The 23,727-nt window shown below is 48.1% G+C and carries 20 protein-coding genes; 9 read left to right on the top strand and 11 right to left on the bottom strand.

Annotated features, from left to right (window positions below):
* Window positions 1-254: 254 nt before the first annotated feature.
* From ACTHSN_RS00570 to ACTHSN_RS00590, 5 genes are all read right to left on the bottom strand, one after another.
* Window positions 255-947 carry an ATP-binding cassette domain-containing protein gene (locus tag ACTHSN_RS00570; protein WP_440365026.1) on the bottom strand — a complete coding sequence of 231 codons (693 nt, stop codon included), beginning with the start codon at window positions 945-947 and terminating at the stop codon, window positions 255-257.
* Complete coding sequence (locus ACTHSN_RS00575; protein ID WP_440364997.1) at window positions 947-1,744, bottom strand: ABC transporter permease; 798 nt, start codon at window positions 1,742-1,744, stop codon at window positions 947-949. The genes ACTHSN_RS00570 and ACTHSN_RS00575 overlap by 1 nt, the downstream gene beginning before the upstream one ends.
* A gap of 98 nt (window positions 1,745-1,842) precedes the next feature.
* Window positions 1,843-3,201 carry an HNH endonuclease gene (locus ACTHSN_RS00580; RefSeq protein WP_440364998.1) on the bottom strand — a complete coding sequence of 453 codons (1,359 nt, stop codon included), beginning with the start codon at window positions 3,199-3,201 and terminating at the stop codon, window positions 1,843-1,845.
* Between the two features lie 375 nt (window positions 3,202-3,576).
* Window positions 3,577-4,554, bottom strand: a complete 978-nt coding sequence (locus ACTHSN_RS00585) for an ABC transporter substrate-binding protein (protein ID WP_440364999.1) — start codon at window positions 4,552-4,554, stop codon at window positions 3,577-3,579.
* Window positions 4,555-4,611: 57 nt separating this feature from the next.
* Window positions 4,612-6,531, bottom strand: a complete 1,920-nt coding sequence (locus ACTHSN_RS00590; protein ID WP_440365000.1) for a TonB-dependent receptor — start codon at window positions 6,529-6,531, stop codon at window positions 4,612-4,614.
* 323 nt (window positions 6,532-6,854) lie between these two features.
* On the opposite strand from ACTHSN_RS00590, the gene fumC reads away from it, so the two are divergent.
* Window positions 6,855-8,243 carry a class II fumarate hydratase gene (gene fumC, locus ACTHSN_RS00595; RefSeq protein ID WP_440365001.1) on the top strand — a complete coding sequence of 463 codons (1,389 nt, stop codon included), beginning with the start codon at window positions 6,855-6,857 and terminating at the stop codon, window positions 8,241-8,243.
* A 50-nt stretch (window positions 8,244-8,293) separates the two neighbouring features.
* Here fumC and ACTHSN_RS00600 read toward each other — a convergent pair whose 3' ends face one another.
* Both ACTHSN_RS00600 and argH read right to left on the bottom strand, forming a co-directional pair.
* Window positions 8,294-8,818 (bottom strand): hypothetical protein, encoded by a 525-nt coding sequence (locus ACTHSN_RS00600; RefSeq protein ID WP_070645540.1) that lies wholly within the window; start codon window positions 8,816-8,818, stop codon window positions 8,294-8,296.
* A gap of 167 nt (window positions 8,819-8,985) precedes the next feature.
* A complete protein-coding gene (gene argH / locus ACTHSN_RS00605) occupies window positions 8,986-10,365 on the bottom strand; it encodes an argininosuccinate lyase (protein ID WP_107810851.1) in 1,380 nt (459 codons plus the stop codon).
* A 93-nt stretch (window positions 10,366-10,458) separates the two neighbouring features.
* On the opposite strand from argH, the gene ACTHSN_RS00610 reads away from it, so the two are divergent.
* The gene (locus ACTHSN_RS00610) at window positions 10,459-11,496 is read left to right on the top strand and encodes a sensor histidine kinase (protein ID WP_070461376.1); all 1,038 of its coding nucleotides are present in this window, start codon (window positions 10,459-10,461) and stop codon (window positions 11,494-11,496) included.
* Between the two features lie 200 nt (window positions 11,497-11,696).
* A complete protein-coding gene (acnB, locus tag ACTHSN_RS00615; RefSeq protein ID WP_070461377.1) occupies window positions 11,697-14,282 on the top strand; it encodes a bifunctional aconitate hydratase 2/2-methylisocitrate dehydratase in 2,586 nt (861 codons plus the stop codon).
* A gap of 184 nt (window positions 14,283-14,466) precedes the next feature.
* On the opposite strand, the gene ACTHSN_RS00620 is transcribed toward acnB, so the two are convergent.
* On the bottom strand, window positions 14,467-15,861 hold the full coding sequence (locus ACTHSN_RS00620; protein WP_107810871.1) for a DEAD/DEAH box helicase: 1,395 nt from the start codon (window positions 15,859-15,861) through the stop codon (window positions 14,467-14,469).
* Between the two features lie 429 nt (window positions 15,862-16,290).
* On the opposite strand from ACTHSN_RS00620, the gene ACTHSN_RS00625 reads away from it, so the two are divergent.
* Window positions 16,291-16,623, top strand: coding sequence for a hypothetical protein (locus tag ACTHSN_RS00625; RefSeq protein WP_070461378.1), 333 nt, complete (start codon window positions 16,291-16,293; stop codon window positions 16,621-16,623).
* A 208-nt stretch (window positions 16,624-16,831) separates the two neighbouring features.
* Here ACTHSN_RS00625 and clpX read toward each other — a convergent pair whose 3' ends face one another.
* Entirely contained in the window at window positions 16,832-18,097 is a 1,266-nt protein-coding gene (gene clpX, locus ACTHSN_RS00630; protein WP_070461379.1) for an ATP-dependent Clp protease ATP-binding subunit ClpX, read from the bottom strand.
* 313 nt (window positions 18,098-18,410) lie between these two features.
* Between clpX and ACTHSN_RS00635 the strand changes: the two genes are divergently transcribed.
* Both ACTHSN_RS00635 and ACTHSN_RS00640 read left to right on the top strand, forming a co-directional pair.
* On the top strand, window positions 18,411-19,319 hold the full coding sequence (locus ACTHSN_RS00635) for a serine hydrolase (RefSeq protein WP_371459479.1): 909 nt from the start codon (window positions 18,411-18,413) through the stop codon (window positions 19,317-19,319).
* A 108-nt stretch (window positions 19,320-19,427) separates the two neighbouring features.
* On the top strand, window positions 19,428-20,201 hold the full coding sequence (locus tag ACTHSN_RS00640) for a M48 family metallopeptidase (RefSeq protein WP_003745777.1): 774 nt from the start codon (window positions 19,428-19,430) through the stop codon (window positions 20,199-20,201).
* A gap of 63 nt (window positions 20,202-20,264) precedes the next feature.
* On the opposite strand, the gene ACTHSN_RS00645 is transcribed toward ACTHSN_RS00640, so the two are convergent.
* Entirely contained in the window at window positions 20,265-20,759 is a 495-nt protein-coding gene (locus ACTHSN_RS00645) for a DMP19 family protein (protein ID WP_440365002.1), read from the bottom strand.
* Between the two features lie 110 nt (window positions 20,760-20,869).
* On the opposite strand from ACTHSN_RS00645, the gene ACTHSN_RS00650 reads away from it, so the two are divergent.
* The gene (locus tag ACTHSN_RS00650) at window positions 20,870-21,067 is read left to right on the top strand and encodes a zinc-finger domain-containing protein (protein ID WP_003745781.1); all 198 of its coding nucleotides are present in this window, start codon (window positions 20,870-20,872) and stop codon (window positions 21,065-21,067) included.
* 3 nt (window positions 21,068-21,070) lie between these two features.
* Complete coding sequence (locus tag ACTHSN_RS00655; RefSeq protein WP_036473192.1) at window positions 21,071-21,427, top strand: hypothetical protein; 357 nt, start codon at window positions 21,071-21,073, stop codon at window positions 21,425-21,427.
* A gap of 6 nt (window positions 21,428-21,433) precedes the next feature.
* On the opposite strand, the gene mutY is transcribed toward ACTHSN_RS00655, so the two are convergent.
* On the bottom strand, window positions 21,434-22,468 hold the full coding sequence (mutY, locus tag ACTHSN_RS00660; protein WP_440365003.1) for an A/G-specific adenine glycosylase: 1,035 nt from the start codon (window positions 22,466-22,468) through the stop codon (window positions 21,434-21,436).
* Window positions 22,469-22,630: 162 nt separating this feature from the next.
* Between mutY and ACTHSN_RS00665 the strand changes: the two genes are divergently transcribed.
* Window positions 22,631-23,671 (top strand): zinc-dependent alcohol dehydrogenase family protein, encoded by a 1,041-nt coding sequence (locus ACTHSN_RS00665; protein ID WP_296186457.1) that lies wholly within the window; start codon window positions 22,631-22,633, stop codon window positions 23,669-23,671.
* Window positions 23,672-23,727 lie beyond the last annotated feature (56 nt).

The raw sequence follows: 23,727 nt of genomic DNA on the forward strand, positions 1-23,727 counted from the left end.
CGAATCGCGTTCGGATAACAGATTCGTATCTTTCGCTAAAGAGGCAAGCCTGCGGCTTGCTTACCCTCTCCCTAGCCATCTCCCACGGGGAGAGGGAATTGGGCTGTCGAGCCTGAACATTTTCAGGTTTACCTGACATCTGATTCCCAATTCTACGGCTCTCTGATTTTGAGAAACCTGATCCCCTTTCCCCGTGGGAGAGGGTTAGGGAGAGGGCAACGAACCGCAAGGTTTGTCAGAAATTTAAATTCCTATCACTCATAATAATGAATCCCCTGAAACTCTCTTGCCACCACGGCTTCTTCAAAAGCCGAATCGCGTTCGGACAGCGGCGTAGGCAGGGTAATCACGTTTTGCACGTTCATGCCCTTAGTGGAAAGCAGCATGATTTCATGGCTCAGGCGTGCGGCTTCGAAGCGGTCGTGCGTTACCAGCATACACGCCATGCCCTGCCGCTCGATTTTTTCCACCAGCATGGCGACTAAAATATCGCGCAAATCGCGGTCCAAACCGACAAACGGCTCATCCAGCAAAGCAAGGTCACAGCCGCACAGCAGCAGGCGCAAAAACGCTACCCGTTTCGCCATGCCGCCGGACAACTCGGTCGGATATTTGTTCAAATCGCCCGCAGTCAGCCCGACTTTCGCCGCCAGCTCGATGATTTCGCCTTCATCGGGTTTGTCCATAAAAATCGCGATATTCTGCATCGCGGTCAGGTTTTCAGGCAGGCGGTTTTCCTGAAACAGAAAACCCGTTTTACGAAAAGTATTGCGTATCGTGCCCGATTTCGGCGTTTCCAAGCCCGCAATCAGCCGCAAAACCGTCGTCTTGCCGCAGCCGCTCGGCCCGAACAAGGCCTTCACTTCGCCCTGTTGCAGGTTCAAACTGAAATCGCGTACGATGGGGTCGCGGAGAATTTCAAAACGCACGTTTTCAAGACAGAGCATCATCTCCTCCACGGCATAAACAAAATTTCCAAAGGCTTGGTAATCAGGTATTCAAACAGCGATACAAACACGATAACCAGCACCACATAAGCCATCACCGTCGAAGTCTCCAGCATCGCCCTCGCGTCTGCAATCCGCGCGCCCACGCCTTCGCTCGCGCCCAAGAGTTCCGCCATAATCACCACCTTCACCCCCATCGCCACCGCCACGCCGATGCTGGAAATCACATAGCCCGTCAGATGCGGGATATACAGATAACGGATTTTTTTCAGACGGCCTAATTTATAAGCGTCAAACAATTCCTCATGCTGCTTGTTCACGCTCGCCATCCCGACCGCCGCACTCGCAAACGTCAGCGGCGCAACCAACACAATGATGGTAAACAACACGCTCGGATTGCCGAAACCGAACCAAAACAACGCCATCACCACCCAAATAATCGGCGGCATCGCCAACAAAATCGTAATCACAGGCTTGAGCAACGCCATCGCCGTCTTAAAACTGCCCGCCACCAGCCCCGCCGCCAGTCCTGCTACCAAAGCAACCGAAATGCCCACCACCGACCGCCACAGCGAAATCCCGATGTCGTTTTCCTGAAAATGTTGCAATAAATCCAAAGATTTTCGAAACACCTCCACCGGCGCAGGCAGCATAAACTCACCGAACACGGCACTGCCCCACGCCCACAACGCCACCACCACCATCGCCACACTCAGACCGGCAAAGCCGCTCCAAAGGTAGTCGATGATGTAAAACACCGCAGGCTGCGGTTTGCGGATTTTGTCGGTTTTAATCATGGTTTGGGTGTTGGTTGATGGGGATGGTCTGGGAACGGTAAGTCGTCTGAAAAAATGGTGGTTAGGTTACGCATGTAGCTAACTGAATTTATAGATACTTATTTATATTCTATATCCCAAACTTGAAAATACTCTTTATTATCTCGAATTATCTTTATCATATTTTCTAATTTTTCTATTTTCCTATAATTGTATTTGCGAATAATATCTTCGTTTTTATTTTGGAGATAACATAAATCTTCCCAATAACAATCTTTTTTTATTTCTTTAGGATTTAAGCTTAGCATATATAATTTATGCCATATTTCAACTTCGGAATTATTTATTAATTTAGCATTTTTCTCATAGAATGATTTTAAACCTTTATACTGAATTAAGTCTTTACTTTGTTTATTACCGAATAATGTCAAACTTATAGTGATTGCATTAATTAAGTCAGAATAATATTTATCAAAATCTACTTCGTTAGGTTGTTTTCTAATTGCAGTATTAATTTTATTTAACGTACTTTCTGTGTAATCTAATTCGTCATTCTCTGATAGTAAGTGCCTATAAAGTAAAAGATCTTTATGTCTAGGTAAAGATGGTAACTCTTCTCTCTTTAATTTAAATATTGGTTGCATATATGAGCTATTAATATCTTGTCCTTTATAGCTCTCACTAAGAAGTATATAGCATTGAAAAGTCCCAAATATCTCAATATAACAAAACAATCTTTTTCCTATATTAAATAATTTTATTTGATGACATAAATACCGCAAATCATCACTAGAAAAACGTACTTCCTCAATAGCACCATTTATAAAATCCCATGGCATATAAAGTAGTAATGGTATTTTTTGATTTATATGATGATGCTCAATATCCAGAACATATTCCAATTCTTCACGTTTAACACCGTGCGCAATAGCAAACCCAATAGCTATTTTTGCCATACCTTGTTTGTATGCTTTATTATCTAAATTAAATGGAATGGCATAGTTATTATCAGAATAGCTATTAAAATCCCTAATAACAATAACATTCTCAGAATTTTCTATTCCAAAATTTTTCATCTTAGCCTTCTTAAGTCCTTCAAGATTTATTTCAGGCATTCCTTTAGGATAAAGGATAATTAATTTATTACCATGTTCAAATGCATCAACACCCGCAGGTAAAAAATTATTCTTATTAATTTTAAATTTAAACGATCTATTAAACTCAGGAATGAATATATCTCCGTCTTCAGTAAAATTTTTATTTTCCGATTTTCTATCAAAATTTATAGGTAACCTAGATGTATAATTTTTAAAAATCTCAACAAATGGTACATCTATCTCTTTACCTAAACGGTTTCCACAGCTTTCGCATAAAACACCTTTTTTTACTAATGTTCCTCCTAATGCTTGTTGGAAAATATGTTCACCATGATCATTTTCAGGTGTTAAATCCTCATTACATAAATAGCAATTTCCCATTATTATTTTTCCTTCTATCTAAAAAACTGCATATTACGCTACTGATAATGTCCTAAGAGGTCGTCTGAAAAATAATAAATCAGCAAGCGTAGGTTGGGTCATGACCCAACATTTCAGATAGTTCAACAGTTTTGTTGGGTTTAACAACTCAACCTACGGTTACTACCCGCCGTCATTCCCGCGCAGGCGGGAATCCAGAGGTTTGACGTCGCTGCAATTTTAAAACATTACTGCAATATCTAAGACTGGATTCCCACCTGCGTGGGAATGACGGCTTTTTGTGTACTGTTCTAACTATTATCTGATAGGTCGTCTGAAAAGGGTATATTGGATTCCCCAATACTACTTCTCCCTTTTCAAACGACCTCTTTCCCTTTAAGCCAAGAAGAACCCGTTATCCGGCAGCTTGCCGCCCAGAAGTTTCGGGTTGAACTGCATCAGGATTTCGTAAAACTTCAAAATCTCGTTCTTCACTTCGCTGCCTTTGGTTACCGTCAGCCGCGCACCGTCCAAGCCCATGACTAGGGCGGGCTCGGGGGCGGGGAGGTAGTTTTTGCCGATTTTCGCCGCGCTTTGGCGGTTGGCGAGTATCCAGTTGAGCGCGTTTTTCAAATCTTGATGGAAGATGTCAAACTGCGCCTTGTGCGCGTGGAAATATTCTTCGTTGGCGATGATGCCCGCCATCGGAATCAGCGGTTTGGTGTCAAACGCCTGTCCCCATGCTTTTACCAAATCAAAGCCGCGCACGACGTTTACGCCCATGGTTTTGCCTTTGAGCATACTGGCGCTCGCCATCGGTTCGGGTAGGATGGCGGCGTGGTAATCCTTACTCAAAAACAGCCCCACGGCTTCGGGCGGCGTGGCGGTGTAAGTGATGCCGACTTTGTGTGCGTCGATTTTCAGTTTTTTCAACAAGGCTTGCAACACGATGTCGGGCATGTCGTTTTTAAACGGCACGAGGATTTTTTTGCCGACCAAATCCTGCGGCGAGGTAATCGCGCTGCCTTTGCACATCAGCTGCGTGATGCCGTTGGTCAAAATATTCACCATGCCGACTTTCTGCCCTTGGTTACGCAGGTTTACGCCGACATTGCTCGGACTCATCATTACTTTAAATTGTCCGCTCGCCACGCCCGCGCGCAGTTGGTCGGGCGAGCGCCAGATTTTCAGCGATACATCCGCCTGCTTCGCCAGCTTGCCTTGCAACGCCGCTACGGCAATGGTTACGCTAGGCATTGCCGGTGCGCCGTACACGGTAAATTGTTCTTTACCGGCTGCTAACAATGAAGGCGAAACGCCTGCGGCTGCCAGCGCGGCGGTCATTTTTAAGAAATCACGTCTTTTCATATCCATTTTTTATCTCCTAATTCTTAATAAGCCAGTGTAGGCATTCTTTCAGACGGCCTGATTTTAAAACGCCGCGTGCAAACTCAACCAATATGTCCTGCCCGGTGCATACACTACGCTGGGCGACAGGGCGAGGACGTGGTCGCCGCTGATGTGTTCGGCGTATTTTTTGTTGAATACGTTGTTCACGCCCAAGCGCAAGCCGTATTTGTCTTTGATGTTTACGCCGGCATACACGTCGGCAACGGTAAAGCCTTTGGCTGCTTCGCGTTTGTCTATGCCCAGACCGCTTGCCGCGTCAAAATCGCCGCGCGTTTGTTTGGCGACAAAGCGTGTTGCCGCGCCGATGTTGTAGCTGCCGTGGGCAAAGTAGTTTTTGTAGTCGGCTTGAACGGCGGCTTCAAACGGACGGATTTGATAGAGCGGCCTGCCGTCGGTTTCGTTGTGTCCGTAGTTGTAGGTGGCTTTGATGCCTGCCGCCCAATGCGGATTGAAGTTGTAACGCGCGTAGGCTTGCGCGGTAAATAATCGCGCGTCCACGTTGCGTGTGATGATGCCGCCGCCTTTGGATGAAATACCGCTTTGTCCGTGTGCGCGGTCAAAAATAATCAGGTCTTTGACTTTGTCCGCCACAAGTGTGCCGCCCACGTTCCAGCCTGCGCCGGCCAACGAGTTCATGTAGCCGTTGTAGTAGTCGTTATGGCTGTCGGCGGTAAGCTTGATGCGGTTGTGTTTTTCGGTTTTCAGCAGGGGATTGCCTGCGATGGCGGCGGCTGGGTTTTGGTTCATCAATGCGCCGTTCATGCGGTTTTGCACGATGGCGGCAAGCGAGTTGAAGCGTTCGGTGTTGTCGCCGATTCGTTCTAAGTGAGCAAGGGAGACACTGTATTTTTGCGTTTCAGACGGCGTGAAATCGTATTTGAGTTCGCCCGACAAAGCATGACGGCGCACTTTGCCGTTGAAGTCGTAGCCGTAATGGGTTTTCCAGATTTGTTGCGATGAGGCGAAGGCAAGGTTGCGGTTCATCGGATGGGCGGGCTGCGCCGTATTTTTGCGTACGTCCGCTTCGTTGATTTCGTAGCTTAAGCCCAACCCCAGTTTGTGTTGGTCGTTGAACTTGTAAGACAGGGTATCGGCGATGCGCCAGCGGTCAATGTGCACATCGGCGAAACGGTAGCCGTTGAGGAAGTCACGCATGGCGGTGTGGGCGTTGCGCTCGCCGTTTTGGCTGTCGTTGCGGTAGCTGACGGCGGCCGTGTTGTGGAATTTGCCGAAATCCGCGTCGTGTTTGAGCGAGAAGTCGTACACTTTGCGGTCAAGCTCTACGAATACTTGCTGCGGCGTGTTGTTTGGACGCAGGGAGTAATTGTCGGCATGGCGTTTGAGTTTGATGACGCCTGCTTCCGCGCTGACCGTATTACTCAAATCGGCATTGCCCCAACGCGCGTTGAGTTTGGCGATGTGGCGTTCGGTGTCCAATGCATCGTTGACGAATTGCGGTTGGCGGTCATCGTTGATGTCGTCGTGTAGGTAGGTGAGGCGGTATTCTTGATTTTCAGACGGCACGAAACCGAGTACCAAAGCTTGATTGAAACGGCTGTATTTCCAATCGGTCTGATTGCCGTCGCCGTCTTTATAGCCGTTGGCCTTGGTGTGATTGAGGTTGGCCACGCCGTACACTTTCGCCCCGCGCGCTTGCGCGGTAACGGAGTTGTAAAAGCTTTTGCCGTAGAAGCCACTGTTTGCTTTCAACGGACGGAAGGCTTGGTCTATGTTTTCGGTAACAAAGTAATGATCGCTGCGGTCGGTGCGGTCGAATTGGTTTTCGGGGAAATAGCCTTGTGCGGCGGTCGGTGCAATCGGTTTGGGAGGGGAGAAGGTTTTGACAGACTGGATTTCATCAGGGTCTGCCAAGGTTTCGGCAAAGCCGTTTGCGGCGGCAAAACTGCTCATTAACAAGCAAATCAAATGGTTTTGTTTCATGATCTATATCCTGATAATCATTTTTATTTATTATGCTCTTAGAGAGAAACAAAGTAAAGAAACGATAAAGTGTCTGAAGCCGACAAAACTTTATTGTCGGCAAGGAAAGCTTTAGCCTTGAACACAAGCCGATACGGGCTAAAAACTTTTAGAAGAGGGGAGTGTTAGCGAGGTTTATATTTGCGTTTCATCTTGCGGTTGTGTTTTCCGTTTATAAAGCAGATAGGCCGTCTGAAAAAATATCTCTCTTTTCAGACGGCCTATTGCTGGTTATAATAATTTTACGAATCATTATTATTTCTATTTTAATGTAGGAGAAACGCATGAGTACCCGTACCGAACACGACACCATGGGCAATGTCGAAGTCCCATCCGAAGCCTATTGGGGCGCGCAGACCCAGCGTAGCCGCAACAATTTTAAAATCGGCGGCGAAACCTTGCCGCAGCCGTTGATTTATGCTTTGGCGCTGGTAAAAAAAGCCGCAGCCGCCACCAATGTTTCCCTCGGCAGAATTAAGCCCGAGCAGGCGGATTTGATTACGCAGGCAGCGGATGATGTGTTGAACGGCAAGCTTGACGGGCAGTTCCCATTGGTAGTGTGGCAGACCGGCTCCGGCACGCAATCCAATATGAATATGAACGAAGTGCTGGCAAACCGTGCCAACGAAATCGCTGGTACGGGTTTGGCAGCGTACCAGCCCGTACATCCCAACGACCATGTGAACCACGCGCAATCGACTAATGATGCGTTCCCAACCGCCATCCACGTCGCCGCCGCGATTGAAATCAACCGCCACCTTATTCCAGCGGTAAAAACCTTGCGCGACACCTTGGACAAAAAAGCCCAAGCCTTCGCCCCCATCGTCAAAATCGGCCGCACACATTTGCAAGACGCAACGCCGCTGACTTTGGGACAAGAGTTTTCCGGTTATGTTTCCCAGCTTGATCACGGTTTAGGCCGTCTGAACGATGCACTTAAAGACTTGTATGAACTCGCCTTGGGCGGCACAGCAGTCGGTACGGGATTAAACAGCCATCCCGAATACGCCGAAAAAGCCGCCGCCAAACTCGCCGAATTGTCCGGCCTGCCGTTTGTTAGTGCACCGAACAAATTTGAAGCCTTGGGCGGACGCGATGCCGCCGTTGCCGCTTCGGGCGCATTGAAAACGCTTGCGGCAAGCCTGAACAAAATCGCCAACGACATCCGCTGGCTGGCAAGCGGCCCGCGCTGCGGTTTGGGCGAGATCAAAATCCCCGAAAACGAGCCGGGTTCGTCCATCATGCCGGGTAAAGTCAACCCGACCCAATGCGAAGCGATGACCATGGTGTGCTGCCAAGTGTTCGGCAACGACGTCACCATCGGCATGGCGGGCGCATCGGGCAATTTCGAGCTGAACGTCTATATGCCCGTTATCGCCTACAACCTATTGCAATCCATCCGCCTCTTGGGTGACGCGTGCAACAGCTTCAACGAACACTGCGCCGTCGGCATCGAACCCGTGCCGGAAAAAATCGACTATTTCCTGCACCACTCCCTGATGCTGGTTACTGCGTTGAACCGTAAAATCGGCTACGAAAACGCTGCCAAAGTCGCCAAAACCGCCTACAAAAACGACAAATCGTTGCGCGAAACTGCCATCGAATTGGGCTTGTTAACAGGTGAAGAGTTTGACGAATTGGTCGTTCCTGCCGATATGGTTCATCCGCGTTAAGCTTTAATAATGAAACATGCCGTCTGAAAATGTGTTCAGACGGCATGTTTTTATGCTGCGGTTGTTTTTTCCTCGAATAGGGTAAAAATCATTGGCGTCAGATTGACGACCATTAGAAACATTATTGAGCTCAAAAATGTACGCCAGGCGTAATGCCACGCTTCCGTTCTGTCTGCTTGGGGGAGGAGCGATGCAGTATAGCGGTTGTGTAGGGTTTTTGCGGTGTCATTGTTTTCCAAATAGTCCAACGAAAGTACCAATAATTTGCCCGTGTCTTTGTGTTGCAAGAATTTGGCATGTTCAACCCAGATTCCTGGCTTGGCGTGTTCGCATAAAGATTCAATGCCGACGCAAGAGGCTAAGCTGTTTTGGTTGTTTTGCAAAATCGACAGCTCGTTTTTTTCGGCCTGCATGGCTGCGGGGGAGGTTTGATGAAGGTATACGCTCATGCCGTTGCTCTCTATTGCTTGAAAATCATGGAGCTGGCTGAATCCGCCATTTTCCCAAGCGACGAATACGGCATAGCATCCGCAGCATAGGCAGATCATGATCAATTTTAAGACAATGTTTTTCATCCTTGCTCCTTTTATTTGAAGATGGCGGCAAAGTCAGGAGGCGTGTTTTCTCGTTTGAAGGTAAGTTTAGGTTTATCTGTTTTTATTGTGAGGTTGAGTGTAACACAGGTAATCAAAAGGCCGTCTGAAAATTTTCAGGCGGCCTTTTATTATGTGTTTAGATGGGTTTAAGCCAATAATTCACGCCAGCGTTTGACTTGGAAACGGACTTGTTCAGGCGCGGTACCGCCCAAGTGGTTGCGCGCGTTTAAGCTGCCTTCGGGTGTCAGCACGCTGTAAACGTCGTCGGCAATCAAACCGCTGAAACCTTGCAGGACTTCAAGCGGCAATTCGCTTAAATCAACGCCAGCTTCATCGGCATGGCGCACGGCTTGGGCAACGACTTCGTGGCTGTCGCGGAAAGGCATGCCTTTTTTCACTAAGTAATCCGCCAAATCGGTAGCCGTTGCAAAACCCTGCATTACGGCGGCGCGCATATTGTCGGGTTTGACGGTCACGCCGCGCATCATGTCGGCGTAAATGCGCAGGGTGTCGATAAGCGTGTCGGCAGTATCAAACAAAGGCTCTTTGTCTTCCTGATTGTCTTTGTTGTATGCTAAAGGTTGCGATTTCATCAGGGTAACCAGGCCGATCAGGTGGCCAATCACGCGACCGGATTTACCGCGCACGAGTTCGGGTACATCGGGGTTTTTCTTTTGCGGCATGATGGAAGAGCCGGTGCAGAAACGGTCGGCAATATCGATAAAGCCGAAACGCGGGCTCATCCACAAAATCAATTCTTCGGAAAGACGGCTCAGATGAACCATAATCAGGGAAGCGGCGGCCGTGAACTCAATGGCAAAATCGCGGTCAGATACGGCATCAAGCGAGTTTTGGCAGATTTGTTCAAAGCCCAGCAGCTCGGCGGTAATTTCGCGTTGAATCGGGTAGGTGGTACCGGCCAGTGCTGCAGCGCCGAGCGGCATACGGTTGACGCGCTTGCGGCAGTCGGCCATGCGCTCGAAATCGCGGCCGAGCATTTCAACGTAGGCGAGCATGTGATGCCCGAAGTTGACCGGCTGGGCAACTTGCAGGTGGGTAAAGCCGGGCATGACGGTTTCGGCGTTTTGTTCCGCCAAATCAACCAAGGCCGTCTGAAGGTTTTGAATCAGGCTTTGAATAACGGTAATTTGATCGCGCAGCCACAGGCGGATGTCGGTAGCGACTTGGTCGTTGCGGCTTCGGCCGGTGTGCAGGCGTTTGCCGGCATCGCCGATTTTGTCGGTGAGGCGGCGTTCGATGTTCATGTGGACATCTTCCAAATCCAGCGACCAGGAAATCGTTCCTTCTTTGATTTCTGCTATAATCTCGGCCATGCCCTGACGGATGGCGGAGAGGTCGTCTTCGCTCAAAACGCCCGACTGTGTCAGCATTTGCGCATGTGCCAGCGAGCCTTGGATGTCCCATTCTGCCAGTCGTTTGTCAAAATCAATCGAGCCGGTATATTTTTTGACCAGCTCGGAAACAGGTTCGTTAAAACGGCCTGACCAGGTTTTGTCCTTGCTCATATCAGCATCCTTAAAATATAAATAAAAAAACAGGGTCTACGTCTTCAATATAGCAGACCCGTCTATACATTATGAAAGAAAACGGTTGAAATCATGTCTATTATACGTCAAATAAACCAGAATTTCGCAGTGCCGGATTTGCGCAATTCCGCAACTTTGGTGCGCCTGCTCATTGTTTTGTTAATCAGTTTGTTTATCTTTCCGTTGATGACGGTATCGGGCGTGCCTTATCCGGAACAGATTTTCCAACATTTTTCATGGGCTTGCCCCGTCATCCTTTTAATTTTACTTAAAGTCTATTTCTTACAGGCATTTGCGCCGTCCCTGCTTCGCTCGCAGTACAGCGTTGTGGTTTCCTACGTCTCCAACCTGCTGATTTTCTTGTTTGTCGATCTAGTGATTTTGAAGACGGAAATTTGGCCGCTGATTCAACACTTCTTCTTGCTGACCTTTTTTTGTTTCAGTTTCATGTACATCGAAGCATCCCGTCGCAACAGCCTCGCGCCTTCCATTTCCGAAGCCAGACTGAGCGCGTTGACGGCGCGTATCCGTCCGCATTTCTTGTTTAACAGTCTAAATGCTGCTATCAGCCTGATCCGTTTGCGTCCGTATGATGCGGAAACTTTGCTGGAAAATCTGGCCAACCTGTTCCGCGCGCAACTGCGCGACGGTAGTCAAAACAGTACCTTAGGGCAGGAAATCGAGTGGGCGCAGGAATATATTGCCATCGAGCAAATCCGCATGGGACATATGCGCGTACAGGTTATGTGGCAGCACCATGCGCCGGATGATGCGGAAACGCCGCATCTGCTGTTGCAACCGCTTTTGGAAAATGCCGTATTTCACGGTGTCGAATCCATCCACCGTCCAGGGATAATTACGGTATTAACAAAATTGGAAAAATCATCTATTTTCATCAGTATCGAAAATCCGTGCGGAACGGAGCCTAACGAAAATACCAAGCCGCATAAAGGCAATTCTATGGCTCTGCGCAATCTGAAAGAGCGCCTGACTTTGATGTATGACACCGACGCGAAAATCAGAAACATCCAATCAGACGGCCTGTTCCGCGTTGAAATCATATTGCCGTACCGTAAAAAATCAGCCGAAGTTTCCCGTCTGTTTGGCTAAAACGCATAGAAGAGGGCGGCTTTAGATAGGTTAAACTATTAACACATTAAATAAAATAGTTTAAATTTATTACATTCAGTAACATAACTGTTCCCATTTTTTGAAAACTGGTCTATGATGCTTAAAAGGATTGTTTACAATCCTTAATTGCAAATCATTTGCAACTGCCCAGAAGAAAAAACAGAAAAAGGAACAAAGAGATGTTAGAAGCCTATCGTAAAGCCGCCGCCGAGCGCGCCGCCCTTGGTATTCCCGCCCTTCCTCTGACTGCTCAGCAGACTGCTGATTTGGTTGAGCTGCTGAAAAATCCACCTGCCGGTGAAGGTGAATTCTTGGTTGAGCTGTTGGCTCATCGCGTACCACCCGGTGTGGACGATGCCGCCAAAGTTAAAGCCTCATTTTTGGCAGCCGTTGCCGAAGGCAGCGCATCCAGTCCGCTGATTTCCCCTGAGTATGCTACCGAGCTGTTGGGCACCATGCTTGGCGGTTACAACATTCATGCACTCATCGAACTCTTGGACAACGACAAACTTGCGCCTATCGCTGCAAATGGTCTGAAACACACTCTGCTGATGTTTGACTCTTTCCACGATGTTCAAGAAAAAGCCGAAAAAGGCAATAAATACGCACAAGAAGTATTGCAATCTTGGGCAGATGCCGAATGGTTCACCTCACGCGCCAAAGTTCCAGAAAAAATCACTGTTACCGTCTTCAAAGTCGACGGTGAAACCAATACAGACGACCTCTCTCCTGCACCTGATGCATGGAGCCGTCCTGATATCCCTCTGCACGCGCTGGCGATGTTGAAAAACCCGCGCGATGGCATCAATCCTGACAAACCTGGCGAAGTCGGTCCGATTAAATTGTTGGAAGAACTCAAAGCCAAAGGCCATCCGGTTGCTTACGTTGGCGACGTGGTCGGTACCGGTTCTTCACGTAAATCTGCTACCAACTCCGTGATTTGGCATACAGGCGAAGATATTCCGTTCGTACCGAACAAACGTTTCGGTGGCGTATGTCTGGGTGGCAAAATTGCTCCTATTTTCTTCAATACTCAAGAAGACTCCGGCGCATTGCCGATTGAAGTCGATGTATCTGCTCTGAAAATGGGCGATGTCGTCGATATCCTGCCTTATGAAGGCAAAATCGTGAAAAACGGCGAAACCGTTGCCGAGTTCAGCCTGAAATCTCAAGTCTTGCTGGACGAAGTGCAAGCCGGTGGCCGTATTAACCTGATTATCGGTCGCGGTCTGACTGCTAAAGCACGCGAAGCACTGAAACTGCCTGCTTCTACCGAATTCCGTCTGCCTCAAGCGCCTGCTGAAAGCAAAGCCGGTTTCACCTTGGCTCAAAAAATGGTTGGCCGTGCCTGCGGTTTGCCAGAAGGCAAAGGCGTGCGCCCAGGTACTTACTGCGAACCACGTATGACTACTGTCGGCTCGCAAGATACTACCGGTCCGATGACTCGCGATGAATTGAAAGACTTGGCTTGCTTGGGCTTCTCAGCAGATATGGTAATGCAGTCTTTCTGTCACACCGCCGCTTATCCAAAACCTGTCGATGTGAGAACCCATAAAGAATTGCCAGCCTTCATTTCTACCCGTGGCGGTGTGGCTCTGCGTCCGGGCGATGGCGTGATTCACTCATGGCTCAATCGTCTGCTGTTGCCTGATACAGTCGGTACCGGCGGCGACAGCCACACCCGATTCCCTATCGGTATTTCTTTCCCTGCCGGCTCCGGCTTGGTTGCTTTCGCAGCAGCCACAGGCGTAATGCCGCTCGATATGCCTGAGTCCGTATTGGTACGCTTCAGCGGCAAACTGCAACCGGGCGTAACCCTGCGCGATTTGGTGAACGCCATTCCGTTGTACGCGATTAAACAAGGCCTGCTTACTGTTGCTAAAGCCGGTAAGAAAAATATCTTCTCCGGCCGCATCCTCGAAATCGAAGGTCTGCCTGATTTGAAAGTGGAACAAGCCTTTGAATTGACTGATGCGTCTGCCGAACGTTCTGCTGCAGGCTGTACTGTGAAGCTCAACAAAGAGCCGATTATCGAGTACATGAAATCCAACATTGTGTTGATGAAAAACATGATTGCCGACGGCTATCAAGATTCGCGCACTTTGGAACGCCGTATCAAAACCATGGAAGCATGGCTGGCGAACCCGGAGCTGCTCGAAGCGGATAAAGATGCCGAATACGCCGCCGTGATTGAGATCAACATGGACGACATTAAAGAGCCGATTATTGCTTGCCCGAACGACCCTGACGACGTGTGCTTCATGTCTGAACGCTCCGGCACCAAAATCGACGAAGTGTTCATCGGTTCTTGTATGACCAACATCGGCCACTTCCGCGCCGCTTCCAAACTCTTGGAAGGCAAGAGCGATATTCCCGTGCGCCTGTGGGTAGCGCCGCCGACCAAAATGGACGCGAAAGAGTTGTCCGACGAAGGCCACTACGGCGTACTCGGCCGTGCAGGCGCGCGTATGGAAATGCCGGGTTGCTCATTGTGTATGGGTAACCAAGCACAAGTACACGAAGGCGCGACTGTAATGTCCACATCTACCCGTAACTTCCCGAACCGCTTGGGTAAAAACACCTTTGTTTACCTCGGCTCGGCTGAGTTGGCGGCAATCTGCTCCAAACTGGGTAAAATCCCGACTGTTGAAGAATACCAAGCCAATATCGGTATCATCAACGAGCAGGGCGACCAAATCTACCGCTACATGAACTTCAACGAAATCGACAGCTACAACGAAGTAGCCGAAACCGTGAATGTTTAATGTAACAAGGTAAACCGATTTTCAGACGGCCTTAAATAATAAAGGCCGTCTGAAACGGAAAAAATAAAGGGCGTGTTTATCACGTCCTTTTCATTTTTAGTTTAATAAAAGGCCGTCTGAAAGATAAGTTTCAGACGGCCTTTGCTTAGGATAAATAATCAGAAAACCGATTAATCAGCGTTGTTTACTTTACGCCAAAACCAGGTTGGAGCAGGGCGCAAGGCTGACGCTCGTGACGGCTGCGGCGTGTTCTGCCGGCAATTTTGCCGCAGACAATACCCGGATCATTTTTCTCTTCTGCTTTTTTTGAGCTTTTATCTGATTTATTTGCGTATTCGTTGCGTTTGTTTCTATCCTCACGGCGAGAGCGGCTGTCGTTGTGCTGAACCGGTTGCGCTTCGGCTTCATCTTGATTGTCGTTACCCCACCAATGCGGCTCAAAGCCTTCGATGCGTTCCACATTCAAATCGCTGCCGGTTAGTTCTTTAATAGATTCAAACATTTTCTGTTCGGTTTTATCCATTAAGGAAATGGCAACGCCGTCAGCACCGGCCCGGCCGGTACGTCCGATGCGGTGGACGTAGTCTTCAGGTTGGGTTGGCAGCTCGTAGTTGATGACGAAAGGCAACTCGGCAATATCCAGGCCGCGTGCGGCAACGTCAGTGGCAACCAAAACGCGTAATGTACATTCTTTAAAGGCGTTGAGGGTTTCCAGTCGGCTTTGTTGGGATTTATCGCCGTGGATGGATTGCGCGGCAATGTTGCGGCGTACGAGGTCGCGGGTAACTTGATCGACGCTTTGTTTGGTTTTGCAGAATACAATGACTTGATTCATATGCAAATCAACAATCAGACGTTCGAGCAGGTTGCGTTTTTTGAGTGCATCAACGGCAATGATGTGTTGCTCGACATTGGCGTTGGTGGTATTTTGCGCAGCCACTTCAACCATTTCAGGCGTGTGCATAAAATCTTGCGCAAGCTTGCGGATAGGCGGTGAGAAAGTGGCGGAGAAAAGCAGGGTTTGTCGCTGTTTGGGCAGCATCTGCATGATTTTGCGGATATCGTCGATGAAACCCATATCAAGCATACGGTCGGCTTCGTCGAGTACAACGATTTCAACTTTGTTTAAATTGATGTTTTTTTGTTTAAAGTGGTCGAGCAGTCGGCCAACCGTAGCGACAACGATTTCGCAACCGGCGCGCAAGTCGGCAGTTTGTTTGTCCATATTGACGCCGCCAAAGAGGACGGTATGGCGTAAAGGAAGATTCTTAATGTATGCCTGCACGTTTTGATCGATTTGATCGGCCAGTTCGCGGGTCGGGGTCAATACCAACATGCGGACAGGATGCATGGCAGGGGAGGTGCTGGATGTGGCGTAGCGTTTCAGGCGTTCGAGGCTGGGCAGCATAAAGGCGGCGGTTTTACCTGTGCCGGTTTGTGCTGCGGCTAAAAGGTCGTGTCCTGCCAAGGCTTTAGGAATCGCTGCGGCTTGAATAGGCGTCGGGTTTTCATAACCCTGATCGGTGAGGGCAGAGACTAATTCGCTGCCTAAACCGAGTGAAGAGAAAGGATTCATGATGGTGGCTTTCTGTTCAGACGGCCTTCTGAATGATGAGGCCGTCTGAAAAATCTGATTCTGAAATGGATAAACCGCAGTATGATTTTGATTCTGCGGTTTGAAAAAAGGGGGAGCGGAATAATCCGTCAAGTAGTTCATTATGCCATAAAAAGAGGGACTCCCCAAATGATGGTTGCGGCTAGAATTGACCAAGTTTTGATATTTTTATAGTTCAAAATCAGAAAAAATGACTGGCCTGCAAGGTTTTGAGTTTATTGAGGATTAAGCATTTGTCTTAACTTCAATAGAATTAATTTATCAAAAACTTACAGGCTGAAATGAAACTAAATTGTACTCACGTACTCAATATTGAGGTGCAGAGCTTGTTTTGCAGCCTGTATCTCCCGTTTAACGGTAAACCATAAAATCAAAATTTAGGAATATACAATTATGAAAACTTTATTGATCGCTCTTGCAACCGGTAGCCTGATGTTGGTAGCTTGTTCTTCTTCCAAGCCTGAAGAAGCGGTAGCGCCACGCATCACTGTTGAAGAAGCAATGACTCAATGCCAACAAGCATCTGGTGAAAATGCTGACCGCGCTGTATTTGATGCCTGCATGAAAGGCAAAGGCTATCAACGTACCGCTGAATCAGTTGCCTCCGAGCCTGCTGCCTCCGAGCCTGCTGCCTCTGAACCGGTAGCAGCGCCTGAGGCTGCGGCTTCTAAGCCTGCCGCCAAAGCTGCTACTGCTAAAAAAGCTGTTAAAAAAGCAAAAAAATAAGTTTCATAAAATTCAAGGAAGTCACCATCATCAATACTCCGGATGAAGGCAGACTTAGAGCAACTTGAAAACAAAGGCCGTCTGAATATGTTTCAGACGGCCTTTGTTTTTCATGTATAAGACCATTATTCAAAGATATGCTTTTGGTTTTATTAAGAAAATAAAAAAAGACGTGTAACGGTTACACGTCTTTTTCGGAGAATAAACCTTATTGCTTGTATTCGTTGCCGTCTTCACGGAAAAGTTTTGGCTGATCGCCTTTTTCCACCACCTCTTTATTGATGACAACTTTGGCTACGTCTTTCAAATCTGGCAGGGTGTACATGGTGTCTAAGAGGCAACGTTCGACGATAGAGCGCAGGCCACGCGCACCGGTTTTGCGTTCCATAGCCAGTTTGGCGATGCTGCGCAAAGCATCTTCTTCAAACTCAAGGCCAACATCTTCCATTTCAAACAAGGTTTGATATTGTTTGACCAAGGCATTTTTAGGTTCGGTCAAAATGTTGACCAAAGCATCTTCGTCCAATTCTGCCAATGTGGCAATCACGGGCAGACGGCCGATAAGCTCGGGAATCAAACCGAATTTAATCAAATCTTCAGGCTCGACTGTTTCAAACAGTGCTGAAATATCGGCGTTTTCATCTTTGCTGTGTACCGCTGCACCAAAGCCGATACCGCCTTTTTCAGTACGTTGTCGGATGACTTTTTCCAAGCCGGCAAATGCGCCACCGCAGATAAAGAGGATGTTGGTAGTATCAACGTTGATGAATTCTTGGTTTGGATGTTTGCGGCCGCCTTGAGGGGGAACGCTGGCTACCGTGCCTTCAATCAGTTTCAGCAAGGCTTGTTGCACGCCTTCGCCGGATACGTCGCGCGTGATGGACGGATTGTCGCTTTTGCGTGAAATTTTATCGATTTCATCGATATAAACGATGCCGCGCTGGGCTTTTTCAACGTCAAAATCACATTTGCCCAAAAGTTTGGTGATGATTTGTTCGACGTCTTCACCGACATAACCGGCTTCGGTCAAAGTTGTGGCATCCGCCATGACAAAAGGTACATCCAGTTTGCGCGCCAAAGATTGCGCCAACAGGGTTTTACCTGAGCCGGTAGGGCCGATGAGCAGGATATTGGATTTGGACAACTCGACTTTGCCCTCCGCTTTCGGGTGGCGCAGGCGTTTGTAGTGGTTGTAAACCGATACTGCCAACGCTTTTTTTGCGTGTTCCTGACCGATAACGTGGTCGTTGAGGTTGGCAACGATTTCGGCCGGGGTAGGCAGTTTTTTCTCGGCGTTTTCTTCTTTCGCTTTGACAAGCTCGTTTTCAATTTCGCCGAACTCGTTGTCTTGCAGCATTATGCCGCAAGTTTCTACACATTCGTTGCAGATGAAGGCGTGTTCGCCTTCGATCAGGTTTTTAACGTCGTTTTCGGACTTCCCGCAGAATGAACAGGTGCGTTTTTCTTCAGACATAATAATTTCTTCGTATGGTTGTATGGAGGCTGTGTTGTAAAGGGGGAACAGATATTTCGGGCGTATTGCCGGATTGAGGGAATGCCTCTGACAAAGGAGCCTAAGTATAATGACTATCTTGTGTTTTTTCAAATCAGAGCAGGCATTGCGCCATATCGTCTAAGAAACAGATGCGGGCGCTGGATTTGAATATCTCGCAAACAAACGCAAAGTTTTCTCAACTCGCTTTACAATTGCCGAAAAATTTAACAGAATGTTGAATTAAATGTATTTTTTTGAATTGGCAGATATGAAATTCTATAAAACTTTAGGAATGGTATGGACAGGTGTGGCATTGGCCTTTGCTTCTGCGCCTGCCGTTGCCAATGATATGGATGTATTGGGACAATTTTTGGAGCAAAATTTCCCAGTGCAAAATGACCCGCTGGAAGCTTTTGCATTGAGTCATGCCGACCAAGTCGAAGCTCAAGCCGCTTTGGCAGGCCCTCTGTTGTCTTCGCAATCTGCTTTGATTTTCAATAATAAAACCGGTGAAGTGCTGTATCAGAAAAACCCTGATCGTGTCATGCCGATTGCCTCTATTTCCAAATTGATGAGCGCGATGGTGGTGTTGGATGCGCATCTTGATATGAACGAGCCTATCACGATTACCGAGGCTGAAATCGACCGTTTGAAAGGTACAGGCAGCCGTTTGAGCATCGGCACGACGCTGACACGCGGCGAACTGTTGCACCTGAGCCTGATGAGCAGTGAAAACCGTGCTACTCATGCATTGGGCCGTACGTATCCGGGCGGTATGAGCGCATTTGTTGCGGCTATGAATGCCAAAGCGCAAAGCCTGGGTATGACCAGCAGTCGTTTCTATGAGCCTACCGGTTTGAATTTCCAAAACGTTTCCACTGCACGCGATTTGAACCGCATGGTTGCGGCAGCCAGTAAGTATCCGCTGATTCGCAAAAATTCGACTTCAAATTACGGCTCGGTTTGGACGGCAAATGGTCGTCAAAACTACAAAAACTCCAATGCCTTGGTGCGTGAGGGCAGCTGGAATATCGAATTGCAGAAAACCGGCTATATTCGTGAAGCAGGACGTTCTATGGTGGTTAAGGCCAATGTACAGAATCAGCCGATTACCATTGTATTGCTCAACTCTCCGTCTTCCACAACCCGCGTGAACGATGCGCGTAAGATTGAGTCTTGGATGCTGCAGCGCCGTTCTTAAATATTACGCTTAAAGGCCGTCTGAAACCGTTCAGACGGCCTTTTGTGTAAAGGGTATTAAATTTGGGTACAATGTTGTTACATTAATTTTAAAACACAGAGAGAAAACATGTTGAAAAAATGGAATAAAAAATATTGGGCCGGCATGGGTGTGATTTTGGCGTTGACCGGCTGTACTTCTGTAGCGGATATGGTTGGCTACGATACTGCGACTTTAAATGAAGACGCGGCTAAAAGTTACTCACAAGTCATTCAAAACGCGCGTGGTCAAAAAGCTTTGGATGTTTCATCTCCAACTGCTCAACGCGTTCAACGCGTGTTTGCACGTCTGCGTCCTCATGCTGAGCGCGCCAACAAAACCGGCGTGCCTTTCAACTGGCAGATGAACGTTATCCGCAGTGATGAAATGAACGCATGGGCAATGCCAGGCGGTAAAATGGCCGTGTACACCGGTATAGTAGAGAAATTGAAGCTGACTGATGATGAAATTGCCGCCGTTGTCGGCCATGAAATGACCCATGCTCTGTTGGAACACAGCAAAAAAGCTTTGGGCGGACAAGTATTGACCGGCTTGGGCGGTTCGATTTTGGCCAGCTCAACCGGTGTGGATGGCGATTTGGTCGGCTTGGGTGCAGATTTGTTGGCGACCAAACCGTTCTCACGTCATCAGGAAAGCGAAGCGGACGCCGGCGGTGTACGTTTGATGGCTGAAGCAGGCTACAACCCTGAGGCTGCGGTAAGCGTGTGGGAAAAAATGAACAAAGTACAGGGCGGCAGCTCATTGTCTATTTTGTCGACCCACCCGACCAATCAGGCGCGTATCAATGCAATCCGCAAAATGTTGCCTGAAGTGATGCCGATTTATCAGAAAAACAAACGTTAATTTGACGTATTGATGATTTTGCCGGTTTGAACAGATGATTCAAACCGGCAAAGTTTTATGGTTTCAGTCTGACAGTTTGGCAAATTTATCCCAATTTGCCTGAACATACGCTGCCGCAGTTTCCAAGTCTTCATCGGCAACGTCATAATAATCGCCGTCAAGCTCTTCAAAATCAGGAAAAGCTTTGCGGATTTCGTCGAAATCCCTTTGCTCGTCTGCCATTTTTTCAATGGCTTCGCCGTGTTTTTCGTACAGGGCTTTGGCTTTGTCTAAGATTTTCGGTATCGGCTTGATGCGCCAGCGGCGCAGGCTGTCGGCAACCGGGTTGCCAAAGATGTATTCTCCGTATCCTGAAGCGATAAGCTGTACGAAGCCGCCTTCTTGAACCTGGCTGTCGAGATAGCAAAGGGCGGTCAATGTATGCTGTTCGTCGTTGAGGCCGGACATGTCTTCATCGCCTGTCTGTTCGGTGTAATCCAAATAGGCTGCGCTGAGTGTATAAAGAAATGAAGCGGAATCGGAAGTATCGAAATCTTGAAGGCGGAGCGGGGTAGTCATCATCAAAGGCCGTCTGAAAAAAGTGATTATATAATGTTTTCAGTCTGAACCTACCGGCCGTTTTGCTTTACAATATCGGAAGATAAGAAAACATAGTGAGGAACCAAACCATGAGTACACAGTCTGAAAAAAACGTTGTAGTCATCAAGCCGCAGGATTTGCCGCTGCATTGCTCCGGCCCTAATCATGAAACATGGAACGGCCATCCGCGTGTGTTCTTGCCGATTCAGTCCAACAGTGAGATTGAATGCCCGTATTGCGGCACTTATTACCGTCTTGATGGCGAGATTCCGCATCACCATTACTGATCTATGCCTATGTTGAACAAAATCATCTGCGCTTTGTGCGTGAGTTTGTGCGCTGCGTGCGGCTCGTATAAGGCCGTGCGCCCTGATGCGCCGTTACCAGTCATTGCGCAGGCGCAGACGTATTCTGTCCGTTATCAATCCGCACAGGGTAGGACGATTACTGCAATTTATATCAACAGCCACAGCCCGATGATGGTTGAGCTGCGTGAAGGCAATACGGTTGAGAAACTGGTGCAAGTCCGCTTGCGCAGTCAGGGTGTCGAGTACGCCAATCCAAGCTCGCGTTGGCAAATTGGCGACGGGTTTGCCGTACTGATTCGCGGTGGGAAAGAAGTTGTATTTAAAGAGATTGTGGAATAGGGTGGTTTAGCCTTTCGCCAAATATTTGATTAAAGGTTTGGGCAAGCCATAATCCGCCAACTGTTCCAATGATACCCAAAGGCCGTCTGAAAGATGTTCAGACGGCCTTTGTTGCGTCTGAAAAGGAGTAATCATCAATAAGCGGTGGGTCAGGCGGTGGGTAAACGTGGTTTGTTCTTCAAGGCCGTCTGAAACAATGCCGAAGCGTTCGGCGTAAGCATACAAATCGTCTAATTTTTCAAAACAGGGGACGCAATACAGACCGCCCCAAATGCCTTTGGCAGGGCGTTTTTCAAGCAATAATGTGCCGTCAGCGTTATGAATAATCAGCCAATAAAGCGGTAGGGTTTGCACTTCGGGAGCGATTTTTTTGCGGGGCAGCTCGTCAATGCGGTTTTGTTTTTTTGCTTCGCAGATGTCTGCCATCGGGCATTGATGGCACAAAGGTTTTGTTCGTTTGCAGACGGTTGCGCCTAAATCCATCAGCCCTTGTGTATAGGCAGGCATATCGGTGTTTTCAGACGGCAGCAGGCTTTCGGCAAGCGTCCAAAGTGAGTTTTCAAATTTTTTATCTTGCGGATTGCCATCTTGGGCAAAGACACGGCAGAGAACGCGTTTGACGTTGCCGTCCAAGATGGTTTCGCGTCGGTTGAAAGCAAAGGCAGAAATAGCGGCGGCGGTACTTCTGCCTACGCCGCAGAGCGTTTCCAAGTCTTTGCGTTCGGGCGGAAAGATACCGTCGAATTGTCCGACAACTTGTTGCGCAGCTTTGTGCAGGTTGCGTGCGCGGCTGTAATAGCCCAAGCCTGCCCACAATGACAAAACCTCGTCTTGCGGCGCAGTGGCTAGCGATTGAACGGTTGGGAATTTAGCTAAGAAACGCGGATAGTAGTCCAATACGGTAGCAACCTGCGTTTGTTGGAGCATGATTTCTGAAAGCCAGACGGAATAGGGGTCTTTGACCTGCCAAGGCAAGTCGTGACGGCCATGCTGCCGCTGCCAATCGATGAGTCGTCGCGCGAAGGATGTGGATGTGTTCATTAATATTTACTTTTTAATTATTTATTTTTAAAACAGTATGTTACAGTATAACATAAAAAATAATAATCAGGATTGACTTATCTGATGTAGGGGTATATAAATATAGTTAACGTAGATTTACGCTGTATTGTTAAAGTTTATTAACCGATCAAGGAGATTCACATGAAAGCAATGGTTTATCATGGCGCAAACGACATCCGTTTCGAAGAAAAACCTCGTCCTCAAATTATCGATCCGACCGATGCAGTCGTCAAAATCGTTAAGACCACGATTTGCGGTACTGACTTGGGTATTTGGAAGGGTAAAAACCCTGAAGTTGCCGACGGTCGTATTCTCGGTCATGAGGGTATCGGTATTGTAGAAGAAGTCGGCGATGCTGTAAAAAACATCAAAGTCGGTGATAAAGTCATTATTTCATGTGTCAGCAAATGCTGTACTTGCGACAACTGTAAAATCCAACTTTATTCACACTGCCGCAACGGCGGTTGGATCTTGGGCTATATGATTGACGGTACTCAGGCCGAATACGTCCGTACTCCTTATGCCGACAACAGCTTGGTTCCGCTGCCTGACAACGTCAACGAAGAAGTTGCCCTACTGTTGAGCGATGCCCTGCCGACCGCCCACGAAATCGGCGTGCAATATGGCGATGTCAAACCTGGCGATACCGTATTCATCGCCGGTGCCGGCCCTGTCGGTATGTCTGCGTTGCTGACTGCGCAACTGTATAGCCCTGCCGCCATCATCGTTTGCGATATGGACGAAAACCGCTTGAAACTGGCGAAAGAATTGGGCGCAACCCATACCATCAGCCCTGCTTCCGGCGATGTGAGCAAGCAAGTTGCCGACATTGTTGGCGAAGACGGCGTAGATTGCGCCATTGAAGCGGTCGGTATCCCTGCGACTTGGAATATGTGCCAAGACATCGTGAAACCTGGCGGTCATATTGCTGTGGTCGGTGTACATGGTCAATCCGTTGATTTCAAACTGGAAAAACTGTGGATTAAAAACCTTGCCATTACTACCGGCCTGGTTAACGCCAATACCACCGAAATGCTGATGAAAGCCATTTCCAGCAGCTCAGTGGATTACACCAAAATGATGACCCACCATTTCAAATTCAGCGAATTGGAAAAAGCTTACGATGTGTTCAAACACGCTGCTGAAAACCAAGCCATGAAAGTGGTTTTGGAAGCAGATTGATTTGAAAATCGCTTAATATGCCCTTAATTAAAGGCCGTCTGAACATTCAGACGGCC

It is taken from the genome of Neisseria sp. P0009.S010 (assembly GCF_051958545.1).
Taxonomy (GTDB): Bacteria; Pseudomonadota; Gammaproteobacteria; order Burkholderiales; family Neisseriaceae; genus Neisseria; species Neisseria subflava_A.

Coding starts and splice junctions, on each gene's coding strand:
- ACTHSN_RS00570 (WP_440365026.1), bottom strand. CDS start 947: ATGCTCTGTCTTGAAAACGTGCGTTTTGAAATTCTCCGCGACCCCATC.
- ACTHSN_RS00575 (WP_440364997.1), bottom strand. CDS start 1,744: ATGATTAAAACCGACAAAATCCGCAAACCGCAGCCTGCGGTGTTTTAC.
- ACTHSN_RS00580 (WP_440364998.1), bottom strand. CDS start 3,201: ATGGGAAATTGCTATTTATGTAATGAGGATTTAACACCTGAAAATGAT.
- ACTHSN_RS00585 (WP_440364999.1), bottom strand. CDS start 4,554: ATGGATATGAAAAGACGTGATTTCTTAAAAATGACCGCCGCGCTGGCA.
- ACTHSN_RS00590 (WP_440365000.1), bottom strand. CDS start 6,531: ATGAAACAAAACCATTTGATTTGCTTGTTAATGAGCAGTTTTGCCGCC.
- fumC (WP_440365001.1), top strand. CDS start 6,855: ATGAGTACCCGTACCGAACACGACACCATGGGCAATGTCGAAGTCCCA.
- ACTHSN_RS00600 (WP_070645540.1), bottom strand. CDS start 8,818: ATGAAAAACATTGTCTTAAAATTGATCATGATCTGCCTATGCTGCGGA.
- argH (WP_107810851.1), bottom strand. CDS start 10,365: ATGAGCAAGGACAAAACCTGGTCAGGCCGTTTTAACGAACCTGTTTCC.
- ACTHSN_RS00610 (WP_070461376.1), top strand. CDS start 10,459: ATGTCTATTATACGTCAAATAAACCAGAATTTCGCAGTGCCGGATTTG.
- acnB (WP_070461377.1), top strand. CDS start 11,697: ATGTTAGAAGCCTATCGTAAAGCCGCCGCCGAGCGCGCCGCCCTTGGT.
- ACTHSN_RS00625 (WP_070461378.1), top strand. CDS start 16,291: ATGAAAACTTTATTGATCGCTCTTGCAACCGGTAGCCTGATGTTGGTA.
- clpX (WP_070461379.1), bottom strand. CDS start 18,097: ATGTCTGAAGAAAAACGCACCTGTTCATTCTGCGGGAAGTCCGAAAAC.
- ACTHSN_RS00635 (WP_371459479.1), top strand. CDS start 18,411: ATGGTATGGACAGGTGTGGCATTGGCCTTTGCTTCTGCGCCTGCCGTT.
- ACTHSN_RS00640 (WP_003745777.1), top strand. CDS start 19,428: ATGTTGAAAAAATGGAATAAAAAATATTGGGCCGGCATGGGTGTGATT.
- ACTHSN_RS00645 (WP_440365002.1), bottom strand. CDS start 20,759: ATGACTACCCCGCTCCGCCTTCAAGATTTCGATACTTCCGATTCCGCT.
- ACTHSN_RS00650 (WP_003745781.1), top strand. CDS start 20,870: ATGAGTACACAGTCTGAAAAAAACGTTGTAGTCATCAAGCCGCAGGAT.
- ACTHSN_RS00655 (WP_036473192.1), top strand. CDS start 21,071: ATGCCTATGTTGAACAAAATCATCTGCGCTTTGTGCGTGAGTTTGTGC.
- mutY (WP_440365003.1), bottom strand. CDS start 22,468: ATGAACACATCCACATCCTTCGCGCGACGACTCATCGATTGGCAGCGG.
- ACTHSN_RS00665 (WP_296186457.1), top strand. CDS start 22,631: ATGAAAGCAATGGTTTATCATGGCGCAAACGACATCCGTTTCGAAGAA.